This window comes from Kitasatospora sp. NA04385 (genome assembly GCF_013364235.1).
Classification (GTDB): domain Bacteria; phylum Actinomycetota; class Actinomycetes; order Streptomycetales; family Streptomycetaceae; genus Kitasatospora.
Map to the genome: position 1 here is coordinate 134,729 of NZ_CP054919.1, position 21,668 is coordinate 156,396.

Annotated in this window: 18 protein-coding genes and 1 pseudogene; 5 read left to right on the plus strand and 14 right to left on the minus strand. The window is 75.0% G+C overall.

Annotation, left to right across the window (positions count from 1 at the left end):
• Positions 1-18: 18 nt before the first annotated feature.
• The 7 genes and pseudogenes from HUT16_RS00620 to HUT16_RS00650 form a co-directional block, all read right to left on the minus strand.
• Complete coding sequence (locus tag HUT16_RS00620; protein ID WP_176184379.1) at positions 19-933, minus strand: class II fructose-bisphosphate aldolase; 915 nt, start codon at positions 931-933, stop codon at positions 19-21.
• Positions 930-1,993: pseudogene (locus HUT16_RS00625) on the minus strand (1-phosphofructokinase family hexose kinase). Before HUT16_RS00625 ends, HUT16_RS00620 begins: the two are co-directional and overlap by 4 nt.
• Entirely contained in the window at positions 1,990-2,769 is a 780-nt protein-coding gene (locus HUT16_RS00630; protein WP_176184381.1) for a DeoR/GlpR family DNA-binding transcription regulator, read from the minus strand. The pseudogene HUT16_RS00625 and the gene HUT16_RS00630 overlap by 4 nt, the downstream one beginning before the upstream one ends.
• Complete coding sequence (locus HUT16_RS00635; protein ID WP_176184383.1) at positions 2,753-3,784, minus strand: D-2-hydroxyacid dehydrogenase; 1,032 nt, start codon at positions 3,782-3,784, stop codon at positions 2,753-2,755. The genes HUT16_RS00630 and HUT16_RS00635 overlap by 17 nt, the downstream gene beginning before the upstream one ends.
• Positions 3,784-4,629 carry a carbohydrate ABC transporter permease gene (locus tag HUT16_RS00640; protein ID WP_176184385.1) on the minus strand — a complete coding sequence of 282 codons (846 nt, stop codon included), beginning with the start codon at positions 4,627-4,629 and terminating at the stop codon, positions 3,784-3,786. Before HUT16_RS00640 ends, HUT16_RS00635 begins: the two co-directional genes overlap by 1 nt.
• Before the next feature lie 57 nt (positions 4,630-4,686).
• Positions 4,687-5,640, minus strand: coding sequence for a carbohydrate ABC transporter permease (locus tag HUT16_RS00645; protein WP_176184387.1), 954 nt, complete (start codon positions 5,638-5,640; stop codon positions 4,687-4,689).
• 23 nt (positions 5,641-5,663) lie between these two features.
• The gene (locus HUT16_RS00650) at positions 5,664-6,965 is read right to left on the minus strand and encodes a sugar ABC transporter substrate-binding protein (protein ID WP_176184389.1); all 1,302 of its coding nucleotides are present in this window, start codon (positions 6,963-6,965) and stop codon (positions 5,664-5,666) included.
• 276 nt (positions 6,966-7,241) lie between these two features.
• On the opposite strand from HUT16_RS00650, the gene HUT16_RS00655 reads away from it, so the two are divergent.
• A complete protein-coding gene (locus HUT16_RS00655; protein ID WP_176184391.1) occupies positions 7,242-8,258 on the plus strand; it encodes a carbohydrate kinase family protein in 1,017 nt (338 codons plus the stop codon).
• Between the two features lie 81 nt (positions 8,259-8,339).
• On the plus strand, positions 8,340-9,236 hold the full coding sequence (locus HUT16_RS00660) for an SIS domain-containing protein (protein WP_176184393.1): 897 nt from the start codon (positions 8,340-8,342) through the stop codon (positions 9,234-9,236).
• Positions 9,237-9,677: 441 nt separating this feature from the next.
• Here HUT16_RS00660 and HUT16_RS00665 read toward each other — a convergent pair whose 3' ends face one another.
• The 5 genes from HUT16_RS00665 to HUT16_RS00685 all read right to left on the minus strand — a co-directional run bounded on the left by HUT16_RS00665 (position 9,678) and on the right by HUT16_RS00685 (position 15,288).
• Positions 9,678-10,442: a DeoR/GlpR family DNA-binding transcription regulator gene (locus HUT16_RS00665; protein ID WP_176184395.1), complete on the minus strand. Its 765-nt coding sequence runs from the start codon at positions 10,440-10,442 to the stop codon at positions 9,678-9,680.
• Positions 10,443-10,584: 142 nt separating this feature from the next.
• The gene (locus HUT16_RS00670) at positions 10,585-11,091 is read right to left on the minus strand and encodes a hypothetical protein (protein ID WP_176184397.1); all 507 of its coding nucleotides are present in this window, start codon (positions 11,089-11,091) and stop codon (positions 10,585-10,587) included.
• A 182-nt stretch (positions 11,092-11,273) separates the two neighbouring features.
• Positions 11,274-12,938: an IlvD/Edd family dehydratase gene (locus HUT16_RS00675; RefSeq protein ID WP_254898203.1), complete on the minus strand. Its 1,665-nt coding sequence runs from the start codon at positions 12,936-12,938 to the stop codon at positions 11,274-11,276.
• 68 nt (positions 12,939-13,006) lie between these two features.
• A complete protein-coding gene (locus HUT16_RS00680) occupies positions 13,007-14,380 on the minus strand; it encodes a hypothetical protein (RefSeq protein ID WP_176184401.1) in 1,374 nt (457 codons plus the stop codon).
• A gap of 29 nt (positions 14,381-14,409) precedes the next feature.
• A complete protein-coding gene (locus HUT16_RS00685; protein WP_176184403.1) occupies positions 14,410-15,288 on the minus strand; it encodes a fumarylacetoacetate hydrolase family protein in 879 nt (292 codons plus the stop codon).
• Positions 15,289-15,505: 217 nt separating this feature from the next.
• On the opposite strand from HUT16_RS00685, the gene HUT16_RS00690 reads away from it, so the two are divergent.
• From HUT16_RS00690 to HUT16_RS39065, 3 genes are all read left to right on the plus strand, one after another.
• Positions 15,506-16,510 (plus strand): hypothetical protein, encoded by a 1,005-nt coding sequence (locus tag HUT16_RS00690; protein ID WP_176184405.1) that lies wholly within the window; start codon positions 15,506-15,508, stop codon positions 16,508-16,510.
• Positions 16,511-16,640: 130 nt separating this feature from the next.
• On the plus strand, positions 16,641-17,843 hold the full coding sequence (locus HUT16_RS00695; protein ID WP_176184407.1) for a saccharopine dehydrogenase family protein: 1,203 nt from the start codon (positions 16,641-16,643) through the stop codon (positions 17,841-17,843).
• A 335-nt stretch (positions 17,844-18,178) separates the two neighbouring features.
• Positions 18,179-19,987, plus strand: a complete 1,809-nt coding sequence (locus HUT16_RS39065; protein ID WP_176184409.1) for a ricin-type beta-trefoil lectin domain protein — start codon at positions 18,179-18,181, stop codon at positions 19,985-19,987.
• Between the two features lie 62 nt (positions 19,988-20,049).
• Here the strand turns inward: HUT16_RS39065 and HUT16_RS00705 are convergent, their stop codons facing one another.
• Together HUT16_RS00705 and HUT16_RS00710 are read right to left on the minus strand one after the other, a co-directional pair.
• Positions 20,050-20,931 (minus strand): anchored repeat-type ABC transporter permease subunit, encoded by an 882-nt coding sequence (locus HUT16_RS00705; protein ID WP_176184411.1) that lies wholly within the window; start codon positions 20,929-20,931, stop codon positions 20,050-20,052.
• Positions 20,928-21,641, minus strand: coding sequence for an anchored repeat-type ABC transporter ATP-binding subunit (locus HUT16_RS00710; protein ID WP_176192408.1), 714 nt, complete (start codon positions 21,639-21,641; stop codon positions 20,928-20,930). The genes HUT16_RS00705 and HUT16_RS00710 overlap by 4 nt, the downstream gene beginning before the upstream one ends.
• Positions 21,642-21,668 lie beyond the last annotated feature (27 nt).

Sequence of the window (21,668 nt, forward strand, 5' to 3'; positions counted from 1 at the left end):
GGAGTGGTGCGGACGGGGTCAGGCGCGGGACGGCCGGGCGGCGCTCCCGGCGACAGGGACGGCGGCGGGGACGGCGGCGGGGACGGCAGCGGGGACGGCGGCGGGCGCGGCGATCACGGTCAGCAGGCGGGCGGCGGTCTCGGCGACGGCGTCGCGGGCGGGCCCGAGCCAGCGGCGCGGGTCGACCGGCAAGGTGCCGCCGCGGGGCGCGCGGACGGCGCCGGTGAAGGCGACGTTCAGCTGCGTCCCAATGTTGATCTTGGTCATTCCGGCGGCGACCGCCCGGCGCAGCTCGGGGTCGGCGACGCCGGACGAGCCGTGCAGCACCAGCGGTACGGGCACGGCGGCGCGGATGGCGGCGATCAGGCCGTGGTCGAGCCGGGCCGACTGCTCGGTCATCGCGTGCGAGCTGCCGACGGCGACGGCCAGCGCGTCCACCCCGGTGGCCGAGGCGTAGGCGGCGGCGTCCGCCGGGTCGGTGCGGACGGTCGGGGCGTGCACGCCGTCCTTGCCGCCGATCTCGCCGAGTTCGGCCTCCAGCCACAGGCCCCGGGCGTGCAGCAGGCGGGCGGCGCGGGCGGTGGCGGCGACGTTCTCGTCGTGCGGCAGCCGGGAGGCGTCGAACATCACCGAGCCGTAGCCGTGCGCGGCGGCCTGCTCGACCAGGGCGAAGTCCTCGACGTGGTCGAGGTGCAGGGCGAGGTCGGCGCCGCTGCCCCGGGCGGTCGCGGCGCAGGCCGCGGACAGCGGGGCGAGCGCCCGATGGTAGCGGACGGCATTCTCGCTGACCGCGAGGATCGCGGGCAGCCCGGTCTGCTCGGCGGCCTCGGCCACCGCCCGGGCGTGTTCGAGGGTGAGGACGTTGAAGGCGGCTACGCCGGTGCCGGAGGCAGCCGCGCGGGAGACGAGGTCGGCGGTGGGAACGAGGGTCATGCGCGCGCTGCTCCTGGGGTGCGGGTGCGGGTGCGGGGGCGGGGAGGGAGCGGGCCGCCGTCGCGCACGGTGGTGCGGGTCAGCAGGTCCGCGTAGCGGGCTGGGTCGACGTCGCCGGCCAGCGGCGCGGCGACGGCGGCGGCCGACAGCGCCACGGCGTGGCGCAGGCGTTCGGGCCAGGCCGCTCCGGTGGCGAGGGTGACGGCGAGGGCGGCGACGGCGGCGTCGCCGGCGCCGGTCGGGTTGCCGCGCAGCACGGCCGGGGGCGCGGCGTGCCAGGCGCGGCCCCGGCGACGGCGGTCAGGCCGTCCGCGCCGCGCGAGGCGGCGACGGCGGCCGCGCCGGCGTCGAGCAGCAGCGCGGCGTCGCGGACGGCGGCGCGGTCGGGGTCGAGCAGCAGCGCGGCGTCGCGGTCGGGGTCCGCCGCCGGGTCGTCCCGGTGGCCGCGGCCGCCGGGCTCGGCGCTCCGGTACTCGGCGAGTTCGGCGGTGTTCGGCTTGACCAGGTCCGGTCCGGCGGCGAGGGCGGCGCGCAGGGCCGGGCCGGAGGTGTCCAGGAGCACCGGGGCGCCGGCCTCGTGGCAGTGCCGCACCAGGTCGGCGTAGGCGGTGGGCGGCAGGCCGCCGGGCAGGCTGCCGGAGAGCACCACCACCGAGGAGCCCGCGGCGAGCCGGCGGACCCGGTCGGCGACGCGCTCCCACTCGTCCCGGGTCAGCCGCGGCCCGGGCTCCCACAGGCCGGTGGTGCGGCCGTCGTCCTCGACCACGGCGACGGTGCGGCGGGTCTGCCCGGCGATCGGGACGGTCTCGGCGGGCACGCCGGCGGCGGCGAGGTCGGCCCGCCAGTCGGGGGCGTGGGCGCCGCCGACCGGTGCGAGGGCGAGCACCGGCAGGCCGAGGGCGTGCAGCACCCGGGCGACGTTGACGCCCTTGCCCCCGGCGCGGGCGCCGACCGCGCCGGGGCGGTACTCCAGGCCGGGCCGCAGCTCCGCCACCCGGTACGTGAGGTCGAGGGCCGGGTTGAGGGTGACGGCCAGGACGGGGGCGGACGGCGCGGTCAGCACGCGATCACCGGGACCCCGGCGGCGGACAGGCCCCGGCGGACGGGGTGCGCCTCCTCGGCGTCGGTGACCAGGGCGGAGATCCGGGCGGCCGGGGCGAGCCGGACCGGGCCCCGGCGGCCGAGCTTGCCGGCGTCGGCGAGCAGGACGTGCCGTCCGCCGGCTTCGATCAGCGTCCGGTCGGTGCGGGCCTCGCGGACGTCGGCCCCGGTCACGCCGACCTCCAGGTCGACGCCGAACGCGCCGGTGAAGACCTGGTCGATCCGGAACTCGGCGAGGGCCTGCTCGGTGAGGTGCCCGAGCAGCGACTTCTCCCGGTGCCGCAGGAACCCGCCGAGCACCACCACGGCGATCGGGGGGTGGCGGGAGAGCGCGTGGGCGATGGCCAGCGAGTTGGTGATCACGGTGAGGTTCTCGCGCTCGGCGAGGTGGCCCACCATCGTCTCGGTGGTGGTGCCGCCGCTGATCAGGACGGTGGTGCCGTCCTGGACGAGGGCGGCGGCGGCCGCGCCGATCCGGCGCTTCTGGTCCCGGTGCTCGGCGGCGCGGGCCGGCTGGTCGGCCTCCAGGTCGGCGGCGGCCAGGGTGGCCCCGCCGTGCACGCGGGCCAGCAGGCCCTCGTCCTCCATCTCCCGGAGGTCGCGCCGGACGGTGGAGGGGCTGATGCCGAGCGCCTGGGCGAGTTCGGCGACCTGGACGGCGCCCTGGCTGCGCAGGTAGCCGAGGACGACCCGGCGGCGCTGCGGGCTCAGCAGGTGGTCAGTAGCCGCGGACACGGTCCACCAGGTTCAGCAGGGGGCGGCCGTCGAGGTGGCGGGCCAGGTTGCCGGTGACGAGGTCGAGCACCTGCTGCTCGTAGTCGGGCGCGAAGCCGGCCACGTGCGGGCTGACGATCACGCCGGGCTCGGTCCACAGCGGGTGTCCGGCGGGCAGCGGCTCGGTGTCGAAGACGTCGAGGGCGGCGCCGGCGAGGCGGCCGGAGCGCAGCGCGGCGGTCATCGCGTCCTCGTCGGCGATGCCGCCGCGGGAGACGTTGATCAGGACGGCGCCGGGCTTGAGCGCGTCGAAGGCGGCCCGGTCCATCATGCCGCGGGTCTCGTCGGTGAGCGGGCAGGTCAGCACCAGGTAGTCGCAGCGGGCGAGGAACTCGTGGAGCCGGTCCGGGGTGTACAGCTCGGCCGGGTCCTCGCCGTGCGCGGCGCCGAAGAACTCGCCGGTGCGGGCGGCGGTGCCGCGCTTGAGGCCGAGCACGGTCATCCGGTGCGCGGCGGCGAGCCGGCCGATCTCCCGGCCGATCCGGCCGTAGCCGACGACGCCGACGGTGGCGCCGGCGAGCCGGCGGGGCATCAGGGTGTCCCACCGCTCGGCGAGGCTCGGCCAGCGGCCCTCCCGCTGGACGGCGATCAGCCGGGGCAGCCGGTGGGCGAAGCCGAGGACCATCATCATCACGTACTCGGCCATCGGGACGGGCGAGATGCCGCCGATGGAGGTGATCGGGGCCGGGCTGTCCCAGACCGGGGTGCCGCGCAGGTGGTCGGCGCCGGAGGTGTCGAGCTGGATCCAGCTCAGCCGGGGGGCCTGCCCGGGTTCGGGGAAGACCGATCCGGTGTGCAGGACGTCGGTGCGGGCCCAGACCTCGGCGGGGACGTCCTCGGGGCGGTCGGCGGTGATCTGCTCGACCACCAGGCGCGGGGAGACGGCGCGGACCGCGTCGAGCCAGGGCTCGGGGAAGGACAGGGTGGAGAGGTAGTGGACGGGGCCGTCGGCGGCGTGTGCGGTGTGCTGGCTCATCACTTGATTCCCGATCGGGCGAAGCCCTGGACGAAGTAGCGCTGGAAGCAGAGGAAGATCACGACCATCGGCAGCACGCTGATCAGCGCGAGCGCCATGATCGCGCCGTAGTCGGAGGTGTACTGGCCCTGGAGGAAGAGCAGGCCGACCGACAGGGTGTAGAGGTCGTGGTCCTTGAGGACGGTCAGCGGCCAGGCGAAGTCGTTCCACTGGTTGAGGAAGGTCAGCAGCGACAGCACCGCGATCAGCGGCTTGCTGAGCGGCAGGACCACCGAGACGAAGGTGCGGAACTGGCCGGCGCCGTCGCAGCGGGCGGCCTCGATCACCTCGTCGGGGATGGCGAGCATGAACTGCCGGGAGAGGAAGATGCCGAAGGTCGCGGAGGAGGCGGGCAGGATGACGGCCCAGAAGGTGCCGAACAGGCCGAGCCCGCCGACCATCTTGAACTGCGGCACCATCAGCACTTGGAGCGGCACGGTCATCGTGCCGACCAGCACCAGGAACAGCGTGCTGCGGCCGCGGAAGCGGGTCTTGGCGAAGGCGTAGCCGGCCAGCAGGTTGACGGTGACGGTCAGCGCCACCACGCACAGCGTGACCACGACGGAGTTCATCAGCCAGGTGCCGGTCGGCAGGGCGAGCACCGTCCGGAAGTTGTGCAGGGTCGGGGCGCTGGGCCACCAGTGCGGGCCGGTGGAGTAGAGGTCGGTCAGCGGCGAGAACGCGGTGAGGACCATCCAGTACAGCGGCAGCAGCATCACCAGGCCGACGGCGGCGGCGAGCAGCGTGCGGACCACCGGGACGGGGCGGCGGCCGGGGGCACGGGGGGACCTCGCGGGGGGAGCCATGGGGGAGGGTGTCCTTCCGGGGGCGGACGGGCGGGCGGGCGGCGGGCGGGGCGGGGGTCAGCCGACGGTGTCCCGGTTGCGGCTGAACTTCCACTGGAGGGCGGTGAAGACCATCACCACGACGAACAGCACGATGCCGATCGCGGCGGCGTAGCCCTGCTGCCGCACCTCGAAGCCGTTGTGGTAGGCGTACGTCACCAGGACGTCGGTGGCGTGGCCCGGGCCGCCGCGGGTCAGCACGTAGACGGTGTCGAAGACCTGGAACGAGAAGACCACGTTCATGATCAGCAGGAAGAACGTCGACGGGCCGAGCATCGGGACGGTGACCAGCCGGAACTGCTGCCACCCGGAGGCCCCCTCCAGCCGGGCGGCCTCGTACAGCTCGGGCGAGATGCCCTGGAGGCCCGCCAGGTAGATGACCATGTTGAAGCCGACGCGCGTCCACAGCGTCACCAGCACGATGGAGAGCATCGCCCAGGTGCCGTTCGTCTGCCAGGCCATGGCGGGCAGGCCGAACTGGGTGAGCAGCTTGTTGGCGAAGCCGATGTTCTCGTCGAACATCAGGGTGCCGATCAGCGCGGTGGCGACCCCGGAGATGACCATCGGCAGGTAGACGAGGGTGCGCCACAGGATCCGGCCGGGCAGGACGGAGTTGAACAGCACCGCCGCGCCGAGGCCGATCGCCATCTCCACCGGCACGGTGCAGACGCAGAAGACGAAGGTGTTGAGGAAGGACCGCCAGAACACCGGGTCGGCGAAGAGCGTGCGGTAGTTGGCCGCGCCCACCCAGCTGCCGGCGTCGAAGCCGCTGCTCTCCCGCAGGCTGAGCACGAAGGCCAGCACCAACGGGACGATCAGGAAGACGCCCACGAGGAGCAGGTTCGGGCCGAGGAAGAGCCAGGCGGACGCGGACTCGCGCAGTCTCCGGCCGCGCAGGCGCTCCGCCATCGGCGGCCGGCCCGGTACGGCGGCGGGGGTGCGGCGTCTTTCTCCGGTCACGGTGGTGGCCATGGTCGCTCCGATCTGGGGGGAGGTCAGCCCGCGAGGGCCTTGCGGGTGCCCGCGGCGATCCGTTCGACGGTCGCCTCGGAGGACTGGCCGCCGACGAAGGCGGCCTCCAGCTCGTCCTGGAGGACGGCGTTGATCCGGCCGAACGCGGCGACGCCGGTCTGGGCGGTCATGGCGGGCGTCAGCACGGTCGCCTGCTCGAAGAAGACGTCCATCAGGTCGGGCCGCACCGCGTAGGAGAAGTCGGCGTGCAGCAGGTCGCCGAGGGTGGGCAGCACGACGGTCTGTTCGCAGAAGGCCCGCATGGCGGCCGGGGTGGCCAGGAACTTGGCGAAGTCGACGGCCAGCTCGGCCCGCTCGGTGTGCCGGGTGACGACGACGGTGTTGCCGCCGAGGTCGGTGGCGGCCGCGACGTCGCGGGGCTGGAAGGTGGCGCCCCACAGCTCGTCCTTCAGGGCGGGGGCGATGGTCGGCAGCATGAAGTCGCCGGCGAAGGCCATCGCGACGGTGCCCGAGGTGAACAGGGAGTCCGGGTAGCCGTAGCTCTTCACCCCGCTGTTCGGCGGGACCAGGCCGCGCCGGAAGAAGCCCTGGGTGAAGTCCATCGCCTTGCGGGCCTGCGGGGAGGGGACGGCGGGCGCGTCCAGGGTGTCGTCGAGCAGGCGGCCGCCGGCCGCGAAGAGCCAGGTCAGCCAGCGGTAGGCGCCGCCCTGCTGCCAGTCGTAGGAGAACGGGTAGACGCCCGGCGGGAGCTTCTCCTTGAGCCGCTGGGCGACCTCGTCGAACTCCTCCCAGCTCCAGGCGTCCTCCAGGCGCGCGGGCACCGAGGTGATCCCGGCGGCCTCGAACATGTCCTTGCGGTAGAGCACGGCGGTGGTGTCGGTGTGGTGCGGGACGGCGTACGGCCGGCCGTCCTGGCAGACCGCGGCCCAGAAGGCGGGCAGGAAGGCCGCCCGCTCGGCCTCGGTGAAGTACGGCGACAGGTCGAGGAGCTGGCCGCTGCCGCTGTACATGCCGAGCGTCATGTAGTCGCACCGGAAGAGGTCGGGTGCCCGGCCGCCCTGGAGCTGGGCGTCCATGTCGATGAACATCTGCGCGTACGGCTCGACCTGGAGGCGCACCCGGACGCCGGGGCGGGTGCGCTCGAACTCGGCGATCAGGGAGCGGAACGCGGCGAGCTCGGCGTCGCTGCCCCAGGTGGCGAAGGTGAGCGTGGTACGCCCGTCGCCGCTGTCGGTGGTGCCGGTGAATCCGGAGCGCCGCGCGTAGCCGAGCCCGATGGCGCCCGTTGCGGCACCGGCCAGCAGAGCACGCCTGGTGAGGGACATCGCGTTTCCTTGGGCCGTGAAGGTGGGGGACGGCCGCCGAAGGAGGCGGCTGCGAGATTTCTAGTTCGCTCGACCGCAATCAGTCAATAGCGCGCAGAAGATGCTTACTTTTGCTCATTTGAGCTTGACTCGCGGGCATTCGGCTCCCTAGCGTCGTCATCCAGGCCGATCTGCTCATCCGTGACTGCTCACCGGTGAGCGACCGAACACCGTGCGTCCACGACCCGCGGCGCCCCCACCCACCGTACGAGCCCCCGAAACGAGGCGGTGCACCCCATGCCCGGCCGACCCCTGCCCGGCCCCTCCTGCGACCTGCTGGTCCTCGGCGAACTCAACGCCGACGTCGTCGCGGACTGCGGCGACACCCTGCCCGCCTTCGGCCAGGCGGAACAGCTGGTCGACCGGGCCGCGCTCACCCTCGGCAGCTCCGGGGCGATCACGGCGTCCGCCGCCGCCGCGCTCGGCCTGCGGGTGGCCTTCGCCGGCGTCGTCGGCGACGACCCGCTCGGCACGTTCGTCCTCGACGAACTCGCCGCCCGCGGCGTCGACGTCTCCGCCTGCCGCCGCCTGCCCGGCCGCGTCACCGGCATGACCGTCGTGCTCAACCGCACCGGGGGCGACCGGGCGCTGCTCACCTTCCCCGGCACCATCCCGGACCTGGCCGCCGCCGACGTGCCCGGGGCGCTGCTCGACGGCGCCCGCCACGTGCACGTCAGCTCCTACTACCTGCAGGACGCCCTGCGCCCCGGCCTGCCCGCGCTGTTCGACTCCCTCGCCGCCCGGGGCGCCACCACCTCCCTCGACCCCGGCTGGGACCCGGCCGGCACCTGGGCCCGCGGCCTCGCCGACACCCTGCGCGCCGTCCGCTGGCTGCTCCCCAACGAGCAGGAGCTGCGGCACATCGCCGCCGCCCTCGTCCCCGGCACCGCACCGGCCGCGCCGGCCGCGGAACTGCTGCGCGCCGTCAGCGGCCTCGGCCCCGGCATCGCCGCCAAGCTCGGCGCCACCGGCGCCGCCGTGCTGGACCGGTCCGCCGCCTCGGGCGGCACCGCGATCGCCGGGCGCGTCACCACCACCCCCCTCGCCCCGGTGGACACCACCGGCGCGGGCGACAACTTCAACGCGGGCTTCATCGCCGGCCTGCTCGACGGCGCCGACCCGCACGAGGCGCTGGCCCGGGCCGCCGCCTGCGGTTCGGTCTCCGTGCTCGGCTTCGGCGGCACCGGCCGCCACGCCGGGCCCGCCGAGGCGGCGGCGCTCGCCGCCGCCCTGCCCCGCGCCCCGCTGCACTGACCGACCCCGCCGCACCGGCCGACCCCCGTCGGCCGCCCGCGCCGCGCCCCTGCTCCCCCCCTCCCGACCTGGAGAAACACCATGACCGTGCCCCTCGACATCCCCGACACGATCACCGCCCGCGAGGTCGCCACCCAGCCCGACGTCTGGCAGCGGGCCCTGACCGCCGGGCCCGACGCGTACGCCGCGCTCCCCGCGCCCGGCACGCCGGTGCTCGTGGTGGGCTGCGGCACCTCGTACTACGTCGGCGACGCCTACGCCCGGCTGCGGGAGAGCGCCGGCCTCGGCCGCACCCGGGCCGTGATCGCCTCCGAACTCGACCGGATCGGCGAGGACGAGACCGTGCTGGTGATCTCCCGCTCCGGCACCACCACCGACGTGCTGCGGGTGATCGAGCGCGTCGCCGGGCGCAACCCGGTCGTCGGCGTCGTGGGCACCCCCGGGTCGCCGATCGCGGACGCCTGCGGCGCGGTCGTCCTGCTCGACTACGCGGACGAGGTGTCGGTCGTCCAGACGCGTTTCGCCAGCACCGTCCTGACCGTGCTGCGGCACTCGCTCGGCCTCACCCCCGGGGGCGTCGCCGACCAGGCCCGAGCCGCCCTGGCCCGCCCGCTGCCCGAGCCGGGGCACACCCAGTTCGTCTTCCTCGGCACCAACTGGACGGTGGGCGTCGCCCAGGAGGCCGCGCTGAAGTGCCGCGAGTCGGCCGGCGTCTGGACCGAGGCGTACGCGCTCTGGGAGTACCAGCACGGCCCGATCTCGGTGGCCGGGCCGCACACCCTGGTGTGGTCGCTCAGCCCGGTGCCGCCGGTCGTCGCGGACGCGGTGCGCGGCACCGGCGCGACCCTGGTCGAGCCGGAGTCCGACGCGATGGCCGAACTCGTCGCCGTGCACCGCCTCGCCCTGCGGCTCGCCGCCGCGGCCGAGCGCGACCCGGACACCCCGCCGCACCTGTCGCGCTCCGTGCAGCTGGTCTGAGCGGGGGCCCGCCGTGCCGATCGTCCACGTCACCGCACCGGCGGCCGCCGACGGCCGCGACCCCGAACGGCTGGGCGCGCTGTGCCGGGCCGTCGCCGACGGGCTCGGGCTGCCGCCCGACGCCGTCATCGCCGTCCTGACCCCCGTCACCGCCACCGTCAGCGGCGCNGGCCCGCTGCCCGCCTGGCTGCTCGCGGTCCTGCACGGCAGGCCCGCCCGGCGGCGGCCGCCGGCCGCGCTGGCGCGGCCCGCGCCCTCGCCGAGGGCTGGGGGGTGCCGCCCGACCGGGTCTGGGCCGAGTGGCGCCCGGCCGCCGAGCAGGAGATCGCCGCCCCGCAGTGACCCCGGGGGCGGAGACGACGGGAGGACGCACACCCTCGGGTGTGCGTCCTCCCGTCGTCCGCGCCCGGCCACCGGAACCGGCGCCGGGCGCGGACCGCGTCAGACCTGGACGACCGTGACGCCCGCCTCGCGCAGCGCGGCGACCTCGTCGGCCGGCGCGTCGACGTCCGTGAACAGGTACGTCATCCGCTCCGGCCCGGCGATCCGCACCGGCCCGCGCACCCCGAACTTGCTGCTGTCCGCGAGCACCGCGACCTTGGCCGCCGAGCGCAGCAGGAACCGGTCGGTGTCGGCCTCCTCGACGTGCGCGCCGGTCAGGCCGCGCCGGTCGACGCCGTAGGTGCCGACGAACGCCATGTCGACGCTCAGCTCGTCCAGCGCCTCCCGGGTCAGGTGCCCGAGCAGGGACATCTCGCTGTGCCGCAGGTAGCCGCCGAGCACCACCACGTCGACCTGCTCGTGCTCGGAGAGGGCGACCGCGATGGTCAGCGAGTTGGTGACGACGGTCAGCTCCGGGACGTCCACCAGGAACGCCGTCATGGCCTGCGTCGTGGTGCCGCCCGTCACCATGATCGTCGATCCGGGCGCGACGTGGGCCGCCGCCGCCCGGCCCAGGCGCTGCTTCTCCATCGAGAACGCCTTGCTGCGCAGCTGCCGCACCGGCTCCTCGGTGCCCTCCGGAGCCACCGCGCCGCCGTGCGTGCGGGCGAGCAGCCCCTCGGACTGCAGGTCGGTCAAGTCCCGGCGGATGGTCGACGGGCTGACCTTCAGCCGGCGCGCCAGCTCGCCGACCTGGGCGACCCCCTCGCCGTGCACCAGCTGCACCAGTTGCTTCCGCCGCTCGGCGCCAAGCATCGTCGTCATCTCCCCGCGCTCCTGTCCCGCCTGCCGGCCGCGCCGGAACGTCCGTCCCCGTCCGGGCGGGCACTCATTATGACCGGTACCCCGCCCGGCCTCACAGCCGGTGACACCGTGCGCCGCCCGAGGGCGGCCCCCGCCCGCCCGGTCACGCGGGCCGCTCCGGCCACGGCCGGACCGCGCCGAGCACGGCGTCCCCCGGAGGGCCGTCGAAGCGGGCGAGCGCGCCGGCGGAGATCTCCTCGGGCGTGTGCCAGCGCGGGCCGCCGGGGCCGGCCGCCCAGCCGAGCAGCAGCCGCCGGGCCGCCGGGAACGGCGGTTGCCCCGCGTCCGGGGCGGCCCACGCGCTGGTCAGCAGCAGCACGGCCGGGCCGCCCGCGCCCACCGCGCGCAGCAGCCGGGCGACGGCCCCGGCGGGGGCGTCGGGGCGGTACAGGCGCGCGCCGGTGAACGGCCCGGCGGCGCGGCGCGCCGCGTCCAGCGCCTCCGGCAGCCCGGGGTCGGCGACGTCGGCGGCCAGCGGCCGGAGGGCGTCGCCGCACTCCCGGGCCAAGTCCGCCAGCGGGCCGGGCCGGCGGGCCAGCGCCGACACCCGGTGCCCGCGCCGGACCAGCGCCGTCGCGGCGGGGCGCAGCACGCCGGTCGCGCCCACCACCAGGACGTGTCCGGGCGGTCGTCGCGGGTCATGGTCCCTCCGTAGGGTGTGAAGCGGCCCGGGAGGGCGGACATGCGGCAGGGCGGGCCGGAGGGTCGCCTGGCCCGCCGTCGGGCCCCGGCCGGGGGCGTGGTGCCGCCGTCCGGCCGGGGCCCTGGGCGCGCCCCGGGCGGGGCGCGGGTTCAGAACGCCTGCTTGGGCACGCCCGCGGGCGACTTGCCGCGCAGGAAGCCGAAGTCGGCGCCGCGCGGCGCCTGTTCGACGTTCTCCACGTACAGCCGCAGGTAGCCCCGGTCGGTGTCGGGCACCTCGGCGGGCCGCCACTGGGCGCGGCGGCGCTCCAGCTCCTCCGGGTCGACCTCCATGTCCAGGGTGCGGGCCGGTACGTCGAGCACGACGGTGTCGCCGGTGCGCAGCAGCGCGAGCGGTCCGCCGACGGCCGCCTCCGGGGCGGTGTGCAGGACCACCGTCCCGTAGGAGGTGCCGCTCATCCGGGCGTCGCTGATCCGGACCATGTCGGTCACGCCCGCCTTGAGGATGCGGGCGGGCAGCGGCAGGTTGCCGACCTCGGGCATGCCGGGGTAGCCGCGCGGTCCGGCGTTGCGGACCACCAGGACGTCCTCGGGCCGGACGTCGAGGCCGGGGTCGTCGGCGTCGGCGAGGTAGTCCTGCAGGCTGTCCCAGACCAGGGCCCGGCCGCGGTGGCGCAGCAGGGCCGGGGAGGCGGCGGACTGCTTGAGGACGGCGCCGTCCGGGGCGAGGTTGCCGTACAGCACGGCGATGCCGGATCCGGCCGGTTTGACCGGGTTGTCGAGCGGGCGGATGACCTCGCGGTCGAAGCACTCGGCGTCCGCGTAGTTCTCGGCCAGGGTGCGGCCGGTGACGGTGGCGGCGGAGCCGTCCAGCAGCGGGCCGAGCGTGTTCACCAGCGCGCCGAGGCCGCCCGCGTACGCGAACTCCTCCATCAGGAAGCGGCCGGAGGGCATCAGGTCGGCGAGGGTGGGGACGTCGCGCACCAGCGCGTCGAAGTCGTCCAGCTCCAGCGGGACGCCGACCCGGCCGGCCAGGGCCAGCAGGTGCAGCACGGCGTTGGTGGAACCGCCGAGCGCGGCGTTGGCCCGCACCGCGTTCTCGAACGAGGCCCGGGTCAGGACCCGGGACGGGGCGAGCCCCTCGTGGACCATCTCGACGATCCGCCGGCCGGCCCGGTGGGCGAGCGTCCTGCGGCGGGAGTCCGCGGCGGGCAGCTCGGCCGAGCCGGGCAGCTGCATGCCGAGCACCTCGGCCAGGCAGGCCATGGTGGAGGCGGTGCCCATCGTCATGCAGTGGCCGCTGCTGCGGGCCATGCAGGACTCGGCGTCGGCGAGCTGGCCGTCGGTCATCCGGCCGGCCCGGTGCTCCTCGGTGAAGCGCCACACGGAGGTGCCGGAGCCGATGTCGCGGCCGCGGTACTTGCCGTTCAGCATCGGCCCGCCGGTGACCATCAGGGCGGGCAGGTCGGCGCTGGCGGCGCCCATCAGGTAGGCGGGCGTGGTCTTGTCGCAGCCGGCCAGCAGCACGACGCCGTCCAGCGGGTTGCCGCGGAGGGTCTCCTCCAGGTCCATCGCCATCAGGTTGCGCAGCAGCATCGCGCTGGGGCGCACCAGCGGTTCGCCCGCCGAGGTGGTGGGGAACTCGAACGGCACGCCGCCGGCCTGCCAGATGCCGCGCTTGACGTGCTCGGCCAGCTCGCGCTGGTGCAGGTTGCACGGGGTCAGCTCGGACCAGCTGTTGGCGATGCCGATGACCGGGCGGCCGTCGAAGGAGTCGTCGGGCAGGCCCTCGGCGCGCAGCCAGGAGCGGTGCATGATGCCGGTCTTGCCGGGGTCGGAGAACCAGCCGGCGCTGCGCAGGGGCCGCCGGGCCCCGTCGGCGCTCACGCGAACCCCGGCAGGTGGCGGGCCTGGCCGGCGAGCAGGTCGTCGGTGAGGCGGGCGGCGGCGTCCGGGTCGGTGACGGCGCCGTCGGCGATCATCGCCTCGACGACCAGGTCGCGGTCGCCGGTCATGGCGGCCTCCACCGCGAGGTACACCGAGGAGAGCCGGCGGGCCAGGATCGCGGTCAGCGGCGCGGAGAGGTCGGGCACCGCGATCGGGCGCAGGCCGCGGGCGGTGGCCACCGCCGGGACCTCCACCGCGGCGTCGTCCGGCAGTCCGGGGACGGCGCCGTTGTTGGGCACGTTGACGGAGAACATGTCGCGGCGGTCGCCGAGCACGGAGCGGATGATGCCGATCAGCTGCTCCTGTTCGCCGCTGGAGCGGTGGAAGACGCTCTCGTCGAGCGGCACCTCGCCGTCGGCCTGGGCACGCATGCCCTGGTAGCGGTCCTCGCCCCAGGCGAGGATCTCGGGCACCGAGAAGGCGTCCACGCCGAGCGTCTTGCCGTAGTAGCGGCCGCCGGGGAAGCGCTCGGGGAAGAACTCGGTGACGTGCCGGTCCGCGGCGGCCGGGAACGCGCCGTAGCGGCGGAAGAGCTCCCAGGAGAAGGGGTTGTGCCAGGCCTTCACGCCCTCGTTGAAGATCGAGCCGATGTCCGCCGGGTCGGCGGGGAGGGCGAGTTCGGCGTCGAGGCGTTCGCGGACCAGCGGCCAGGCGTCGGCGCCGCGCCAGCGGAAGTCGTAGATGAAGGTGAGGTGGTTGATGCCCGCGTACAGGGTGGACGTCTCCTCCAGCGGCTTGCCGATGAACTCGGCCAGCTCGCGCTGGATGTGGTGCATGCCGTGGCAGAGGCCGACGACGGAGGCGCCCGCGTACGTGGTCATCGCCATGATGTTGGCGGTCATCGGGTTGCTGTAGTTGAAGAACAGCGCGTCGGGGGCGAGTTCGGCGACGTCCCGGGCGACGTCCACCATCACGGGGGTGGTGCGCAGCAGGCGGGAGATGCCGCCGGGCATGATCGAGTCGCCGACGGGCTGGTGGACGCCGTGGCGGCGGCAGATCTCGTCGTCCAGCAGCCAGCCGGTGCGGCCGCCGACGCCGACGCAGGTGACGACGAAGTCGGCGCCGGGCAGCGCGGCCCGCCGGTCGGTGGTGGCGCTGACGCGGACCCGCTGCCGGGCGCCGCGGGCCTCGGCCATCTTCCCGGCGAGGCGGTGGGCGACGGAGAGGGCGGTCTCGTCCACGTCGACGAGGCGGATGTCCCAGTCGCCGAGGTCGTCGGCGCCGATCAGGTCGGCGAGCAGGCCGCGGGTGAAGACGGCGCTGCCGGCGCCGATCAGGACGAGGGTCCGCCGCTCGGAGGAGGTGGGCATGGGAGGGCTCCCGGGGGTGGGGTGCGGGCTCAGGGCTGGGTGCGGACGACGGGGTTGGCGAGGGTGCCGATGCCCTCGACGCCGACGGTCACGGTGTCGCCGTCGCGGAGGTAGACGGGCGGGGTGCGGAAGCCGCCGACGCCGGGCGGGGTGCCGGTGAGGATGACGTCGCCGGGCTCCAGGGTGGTGCCGGCCGTGACGAAGTCGAGCAGCTCGTCGATCTTGAAGATCATGTCACCGGTGGAGGCGTCCTGCATGGTCTCGCCGTTGACCTCGGTCCAGATCCGCAGCGCGTACGGGTCGTCGATCTCGTCGGTGGTGACGAGTTCGGGGCCGAGCGGGCAGAAGGTGTCGAGGGACTTGCCCCGGGTCCACTGCTGGTCGGAGAACTGCAGGTCGCGGGCGGAGACGTCGTTGGCGACGGTGTAGGCGAAGACGTCGGCGGCGGTGCCGCGGCGGGCCGGGCCGCAGGCGGTGCCGATCACGACGGCCAGTTCGGCCTCCCAGTCGACCTGCTCGGTGAGCCCGGCGGGCACCGTGATCGGGGCGCCCGGGCCGGTGACCGAGGTGGAGTGCTTGGCGAAGGTCAGCGGAACCTTCGGCGGCTCCAGGCCGGTCTCGGCGGTGTGGTCGTGGTAGTTGAGGCCGATGGCGATGATCTTGCCGGGGCGGTGCAGCGGGGCGAGCACCTCCAGGTCGGCGGCGGCCACCCGGGCGCCGTCGCGCAGCGCCCGTTCGGCGGCGGAGCGCAGCCCGGCCGGGCCGGGCCCGGCGAGCAGGGCGAGCAGCGGGTCGGGCCCGGCCGGGGCGGCGAGTTCGACCGCCTCGGCGGCGGGGCCCGCGCCGTCGGCCCCGGTGAGCAGGAAGGCCGCCGTGCGGCCGTCGAGTCGGGCTCGGACGAACCTCATTGGTTTCTCCTCGTGGTGCGTGGTGCGCGGTGCGCGGTGCTGTCGGTGGTCTGTGCGTGACGCTCCGATCCGGGCCCAGGATTTCGCGCAGAAACGAGCAATGTCAATCGGTGCATCGAAATTCTTGCTCACTTCTGCTCATTGACGCGCGTTTTTGCGTCGGCTAGCGTCTCGACCGCACCACGGCTCCCCTCCTCCCTCACCGGAAGGCCGGACCATGCCCCTGCCTCATCCCTCCCCACCGGTGCCGGGCACGACGGACGTCCCGTTCCCACCGCTGCGCGGCCTCCCCTCGCTCACCCAGAGCCGCTACGGCCTGCGCGGCAACTTCGAACTCGTCGCCCCCGACGCCGAGGACGGACTCTGGGTCTTCTGGCACAACAACGACCCCGCCGACGGGCCCCCGCCCGAGACCGGGCCGCCACCCGGCGCCTGGAGCGGCGGACTGCGCTTCGCCGCCGGCCACCGCTTCGACGACGCCCGGATCGCGCAGAGCGTCCACGGCCCGGACCACCTGGAGGTGCTCGCCCGCTCCGGCCCGCAGGTGCACCGCTACCGCTGGAGCCCCGGGCCGGGCTTCACCCACGAGGGCGTCCTGCCCGTCCGGGCCGCCGGAGCCGTCGCGCTCGCCGAGGACCCCCTCGGCACCCTGCACGCGGCCGTCCCGCTGCCCGGCGGGGGCGTCGCCCACCTCACCGCCGACCCGGCCCGCTACCCCGTGCTCGACTGGCGGACGCTGCGCACCGTGCCGACCGACGGCGAGGCGGAGGCGGCCACGCTCGTCCCCGACCCCGGCCGGCCCGGCGCCGTGCACCTGCTGGTCCAGGCCGGCGGTGCCGTCCACCACGTGCCGCCCGCCGCCGGGCCCCCGTGGACGCCGCCGGTGCCCGGCGTCGCGCACACCGCGTTCGCGGACCGGGACGGAGCCCTGCACCTGATCACCGCCGGAAGGGACGGGCGCCTGCGCGCCCTGCGCCCCGGCGGCGCGGGCGGCCCCGTCACCGACCTCCCGGTCACCGGGTGCCCGGCCGGGCACCCGGTGGGCCTGGCCGCCACCGCGTGCTCCTTCGCCCCCGGCCGCGCCGACCTCGTGGTGCTGGGCCCGGACGGCCCCTCGCACCTCGTCCGGCGGTACGGACCGGACGGCCCGTGGGCGGCCTCCCGGGCCCGCTCGCGGGTCCGCCCGGCGGCCGACGGCGGTCCGGTGCACCGCCGGTCCTGACCCCCCCGCACCCCTTCCCCCGCGCCCTTCCCCCCGCGCCGCTCGGCCCGCGGACCCTCACCGGGCCGGGCGGCGCCCCCTCCCCCGCGTCCTCCGCGCCGAGGACCGACACCGAAAGCGAGACCCCCGCATGCGCATCCTCCTGGTGGGAGCCGGCGGCGTCGGCGGCGCCATCACCCGCATCGCCGCCCGCCGCGACTTCTTCGAGCACTTCGTCGTCGCCGACTACGACGGGGAGCGCGCCGGCGCCGTGGCCGCCGCCGCGCACGACGCCCGCTTCACCTCGGCCCGCGTCGACGCCTCCGACCAGCCGGCGGTCGAGGAACTCCTCGCCCGGCACGGCTGCGACGTCCTGCTCAACGCCACCGACCCGCGCTTCGTCATGCCGCTGTTCCGCGCCGCCCTCTCGGCCCGCGTGCACTACCTCGACATGGCGATGTCGCTCTCCCGCCCGCACCCCGAGCGGCCGCACGAGCTGACCGGCGTCAAGCTCGGCGACGAGCAGTTCGCGCTGGCCGCCGACTGGGAGCGGGCGGAGCGGCTCGCCCTGGTCGGGATCGGCGTGGAGCCCGGGCTCTCCGACGTGTTCGCCCGCTACGCCGCCGACGAGCTGTTCGACGAGATCGAGGAGCTGGGCGTCCGCGACGGCGCCGACCTGACCGTCGACGGCTACGACTTCGCCCCCTCGTTCTCCATCTGGACGACCATCGAGGAGTGCCTCAACCCGCCCGTCGTCTACGAGAAGGAGCGGGGCTGGTTCACCACCCCGCCGTTCAGCGAGCCCGAGGTCTTCGACTTCCCCGAGGGCATCGGCCCGGTGGAGTGCGTCAACGTCGAGCACGAGGAGGTGCTCCTGATGCCGCGCTGGGTCGACGCCCGGCGGGTCACCTTCAAGTACGGCCTCGGCCAGGAGTTCATCGACGTCCTGCGCACCCTGCACAAGCTCGGCCTCGACCGCACCGAACCCGTCAGGGTCGGCGACGCGCTGGTCTCCCCGCGCGACGTGGTCGCCGCCTGCCTGCCCGACCCGGCCGCCCTCGGCGACCGGATGCGCGGCAAGACCTGCGCCGGCACCTGGGTCAAGGGCACCAAGGACGGCGCCCCGCGCGAGGTGTACCTCTACCACGTCGCCGACAACGAGGTGACGATGGCCGAGTACGGCTCCCAGGCCGTCGTCTGGCAGACCGCCATCAACCCGGTGATCGCCCTCGAACTGCTCGCCACCGGCGTCTGGAAGGCCACCGGCGTCCAGGGCCCCGAGGCCCTGGCGCCCCGCCCCTTCCTCGACCTCCTCAACGCCTACGGCGCGCCCTGGGGCCTGCGCGAGATGTGACGGGGGCCGTCCGTACCCGCTCGGGCCGCTCGGCGGCGTCCGGCGGTGTCCGGCGCGGCGGCCGAGGGCCGTCAAGCCCTCGGCCGCGATTGCGGGCTCCCTTGACACGGGCCTCCACCGCCAGCACAGTTTGCGCAAAGGTGCGCGATTGAACCGCTAATCAATCACCTTTGCTCACCAAGTGGATGGCGGCCGTCTCCGGTCCCCCGGCGTCCCCCCGTGCTCCGTCGTCGTCGGCGGCCCGACCGCCAGGAGACCGCCGTCATGCCGCACGCCCCCTCGGGCCCGCCCGGCGCACCGGAACGGCCCGTCCCGCACCCGGCAGGAGATCCCCCGTGAAGTGGAGCAGGAGAGCGGCTTCGGCCGCGACGACGGCAGCCCTCGTCGCCGCCGCACTCGCCGCCGGCGGCGCGCCCGCCGCCCAGGCCGACCCGGTCGCCGCCAACACCAGCACCCCCGTCGGCGTCAAACCGCTGATGGGCTTCAACAACTGGGCGCGCTTCACCTGCGCCGCCCAGGCCCGGCTGGACGGCACCCGCACCGGCTACTCCTTCCAGCAGTTCATGCAGGACCAGGCCAAGGCGATGAAGGACACCGGCCTGGTCGCCGCCGGCTACACCAACCTCACCGTCGACGACTGCTGGATGCAGCGGACCTCCGCCGGCTACCTGCACGGCGCCGCGACCTGGGGCGGCAGCAGCCAGCCCGGCTTCGACTGGGAGCTGACCGACTACGCGTCCTACGTGCACGGCCAGGGCATGCAGGCCGGCCTCTACACCACCTCCGGGGTGAACACCTGTCAGGGCGTGCCCGGCGGCATCATGGGCCACGAGCAGGCCGACGCCAACTCCCTGGCCTACTGGGGCGTCGACTCCATCAAGCTCGACAACTGCGGGACGAACTCCACCAACCGGCAGACCGAGTTCACCGCGTTCGCCCAGGCCCTCGGCACCGCCACCGCGAACAAGGACCGCAAGATCCTCTTCAACGAGTCGGCGCCGGCCGGCTACGGGCCGACCTCCGCCGCCAAGTACGAGACGATGGACTGGGTCCGGGGGCTCGGCCAGATGTGGCGGGTCAGCCCCGACATCAGCGTCTGGCACAGCGCGACCACCTCCGCGTGGGACGCCCCGGACGCCTCCGCCCGGTACGAGGGCGGCGTGCTGCAGAACTTCATCGACACCGTCGGCCTGGCCCGCTACAACGGCCCGGGCAACGCCAACGACGCCGACATGCTGCTGATCGGCGACAACAACCAGCTCACCCTCGCCGAGCAGCGCAGCCAGTTCGCGCTCTGGTCCGCGATGGGCTCCCCCCTGATGATCAGCACCGACGTCCGCAAGATGGCCGCCGACCCGACCACCTACGCGCCGCAGCTGGGCATCCTGAAGAACGCCGACCTGATCGCCGTCGACCAGGACGCGCTGGGCGCCGGCGGCTACCTCGCCTCCCGCGACAACGCCTCCACCACCGCCGGGATCGACGTCGTCGTCAAGCCGCTGGCCGACGGCGGCCGGGCCGTGGTCGTCCTCAACAAGAACGCCACCGCCACCAGCTACACCCTCGACCTCGGCCGGATCGGCTTCCCCGGCTCCTCCTGCGCCCACCCCGTCCGCGACCTGTGGACGCACACCGACTCCAGCGCCACCGGCTCCCTCACCACCACCATCGGCAGCCACGACAACGCCGCCTACCGCATCTCCCCGGGAAGCTGCGGCGCCGCCGTCCCGACCGGCCAGATCACCAGCGTGCAGAGCGCCTTCCAGGCCAGCCCGCTCTGCCTGGACGCCTACAACGGCGCCACCACCGGCACCAAGGTCGCCCTCTACGCCTGCCACGGCACCTCGAACCAGCAGTGGACCCGGCGGGCCGACGGCCTGATCGCCTCCTACCAGAACAGCGGGCTGTGCGTCTCCGGCGCCTCCTCCGGCCTCACCCTGGCCGCCTGCAACGGCTCCGACCCCAAGCAGACGTGGACCTACAACCGGTCCGGCCAGCTGCGCCAGGCCAGCGGCGTCTGCATCGACATCGCCGGCACCGGCCTCGGCACCAACACCAGCGCCACCGTCGCCACCTACACCTGCGGCAGCCACCAGCCCAACCAGACCTGGAGCGCCCCCTTCGCCACCCCGCCCACCTCGTAAGCGGTCGGCCGGGGGCGGCGGGGCCGGTCGGCCCCGCCGCCCCCGGTCAACCCGGGGCCCGGTCAACCCGGGGCGCGGACGGCGGCGGTGGCCGTGCGGCGGCGGCGCAGGCCGGCCAGCAGGCCGTGCCGCGGGGCGAAGGCCCAGCAGAGCAGGAACACCGCCGTCACCACCAGGACGATCAGCCCGCCCGCGGCGAGGTTCCAGGCGTACGACAGGTACAGGCCGGTGAGCGAGGAGAGCGCGCCGATCGCCGGGGCGAGGAGCATCATCGCGCCGATCCGGTCCGTCAGCAGCCGCGCGCACGACGCCGGGGTGATCAGCAGGGCCAGCACCAGGACGTTGCCCACGGCCTGGAGCGAGATCACCACCGTCACGGTGACCAGCGCGTAGAGCACCGCGTCCAGCAGCAGGACCGGCAGGCCCAGCGCGCGGGCGCTCTCCCGGTCCAGGCTGACCGCGACCAGCTCCTTGTGCAGCAGCAGCGCCACCGCGACCAGCGCCGTCCCCGCCACCGCCACGGTCAGCACGTCCCCGTCGCTGATGCCGAGGATCTGCCCGAACAGGAAGGACTCCAGCGAGCCGCTGTAGCCGGGTGCGGTGCTGAGGACGACGATGCCCAGGCCGAACGCGGCGGCGAAGAACACGCCGATCACGCTGTCCTCCTTGAGCCGCCGGTTCTGCGAGAAGACGGCGACCGCCAGCGCGGTGGCCAGGCCCGCGACCGTGCCGCCGAGCACCAGGCTGGTGTGCAGGACGAAGGCGATGGCGACGCCGGGGAAGACGGCGTGCGAGACGGCGTCGCCGATGAAGGCCATGCCGCGCAGCACGACGTGGCTGCCGATCACCCCGGCGACGACGCCGGACATCGCCGCGACCAGCAGCGCCCGCCGCATGAAGACGTGCTGCCACGGGTCGGTGAGGAAGGCGAGGACGGTGTTCACCGCTGCACCCCCAGGGAGTGCAGCAGTTGGTCGGTGCGGGTCACGCCGAACGTCCGGAGCCAGACCTCCGGGTCGCGCAGGCCGCCGGGGGCGGCGTCGGCGACGACGGTCCGGTTCAGCAGGCAGAGCCGGGTGCAGGCGTCGGCCGCCGCCGGGAGGTCGTGCGTGGTCATCAGCAGGGCGGTTCCTTCCTCACGGAGCCGGGCGAAGAGCGCGGTCAGCAGGTCCTGGGTCGGCACGTCGAGCCCGGTGAACGGCTCGTCCAGCAGCAGCAGTCCGGGCCGCAGGGCCAGCGCGCGGGCGACCAGGACGCGCTGGCGCTGGCCGCCGGAGAGCTCCCCGATCGGGCGGTGCCGCAGGCCGGTCAGGTCCACCCGTTCCAGCGCCTCGTCCACGGCGGCGCGGTCCGCGGCGCCCGGGCGGCGCAGCCAGCCGATCCGGTGAACCCGGCCGCTCATCACGGCCTTCTCCACCGAGAGCGGGAAGTCCCAGGCGAACTCGTGGCGTTGCGGCACGTAGCCGACGCTGCCGCGCCGCCGCTCGGCGGGCGCGCCGCCCAGGGTGACGGTCCCGGCCCGGGCGGGGATCAGGGCGAGGACGGCGCGCAGCACGGTCGTCTTGCCCGCGCCGTTGGGCCCGATCAGGCCGACCAGCTCCCCGGCCCGGACGGTCAGGTCCACGTCGTGCAGGACCTCCCGGCCGCCGAGCATGACGCCCAACCCGCTGATTTCCAAGGC